The organism is Acinetobacter sp. IK23, from assembly GCF_035615275.1.
GTDB lineage: Bacteria > Pseudomonadota > Gammaproteobacteria > Pseudomonadales > Moraxellaceae > Acinetobacter > Acinetobacter seifertii.
Window position 1 is genome coordinate 1 of record NZ_JANBNX010000063.1, and the last position, 1,485, is coordinate 1,485.

A 1,485-nucleotide genomic window follows, 5' to 3' on the forward strand; every position below is an offset into this window, starting at 1 on the left:
TGTTATTCCCAAGTAGAAATGTCCTACCTAATAACCAAATAGAAATGTCCTATATGGACATTTCCAAGTCAAGCACAGGATTTAGATTTCGTTCTTGAATTGCTGTTTTCTGTGCACGTCTGCTTGGCATCTTTTGAGAACGATTACGTTTGTTTTGCTGTTCCAGTTCTTCATGCTGTTGTTGGATATGATTCAGAACAGCACCCAACCGTTTATTCTCAACAATCTCTCGCTGATTCAGCTGACTTAATTTATCGAAGAGGCTGTAATTGATCTTTCGGCTATTATGCATGATGGCTACAGTACCATCCGGGTATTCAAGGAACTCAAGATACTTACCGATCAACCTTTGATTTTCTTCAGTGTTTTCCAGGAGATATATGCATTTATCATAAGTAATCGTCAGGCTATTCGTGACTCTGCGGGGTTCACGCCAAGTAAAAATATCATCTAAATCTTCGGCTGTTTCAGTGATAGGCCGATGTAGATTCTTAGGATTAAAAGCCATCTTGGCGAACTTCTGATTGAACTGCTCAATGAAGCAGGGTAGCCAGACATTAGCTTGCTCAATCGAACAGATGCCTTTCAGGCGCATCTCCTTGATCAGACGGTCCTGAAGGGTTCTGTTGGCCCGTTCCACACGGCCTTTGGCCTGCGGTGAATTAGCGAAGATGATATCGATATTCAGGGTGCTGAGTACACGTCCAAACTGGGTAATCTTGGTGTCTTTCTTGCTGCTTTGATTCACTCTAAAGACTGAATGTTTGTCACTGTAAAACGCTAAAGGCTTACCGTGCTGTTCGACATATAAGCGTGTTGAAATCATATAGTCAAAGGTTGATTCTGACTCACAGAAGCGTAAATGCTGCAATTTTCCTGTAGCATCATCGATAAACACCAGCAGACAGCATTTAGCAGCGCGTCCTTCAAACCAGTCATGGTGTGAGCCATCAATTTGGATCAGTTCACCAAAGCAATCCCGGTTGTAACGAGGCTGATACGGTCGTTTCAGGCGCTTGGATCGAGGCATCCATAAGTCAGCTGCAATCATCCAAGAACGTAGTGTTTCTACAGAAATATCGAAACCATGAACGGTGGTCAGCTTTTCGTGAGCTAAAGTGGGTCCGAAACCATAAAATTGATCAGAGACAATATTGAGGCACTTAAGCCTGAGTTCTTCAGGAAGTTTAGAATTGCTGATTTGGCCACGACCGGCATGGGCTAATGCAGCGGGACCTTGGGCTTTGTATTTCTGCAGTAAGCGTCTGATCTGACGTTCTGAAATATGAAGTAGCTGAGCAGCCTGGGATTGAGTTATGCGTTGATCGCAGATTTCCTGCAAGACCGACAATCGTTTAAGTTCTTTATCCGACATAGACACCAACATATCAAACAGTCCGCTTCAATAATCGCAAATACGCATATTCTAAAAGCGGACATTTTTACTTTGGAAAAACCGGACATTTCTATTTTGGAGTTACAAAA

At 42.8% G+C, this 1,485-nt stretch carries 1 protein-coding gene; it reads right to left on the reverse strand.

Features of this window, described 5'->3' with window-relative positions:
- Positions 1 to 49: 49 nt before the first annotated feature.
- Positions 50 to 1,375: an ISNCY family transposase gene (locus MSG95_RS18850; RefSeq protein WP_324645237.1), complete on the reverse strand. Its 1,326-nt coding sequence runs from the start codon at positions 1,373 to 1,375 to the stop codon at positions 50 to 52.
- Between the last annotated feature and the right edge of the window lie 110 nt (positions 1,376 to 1,485).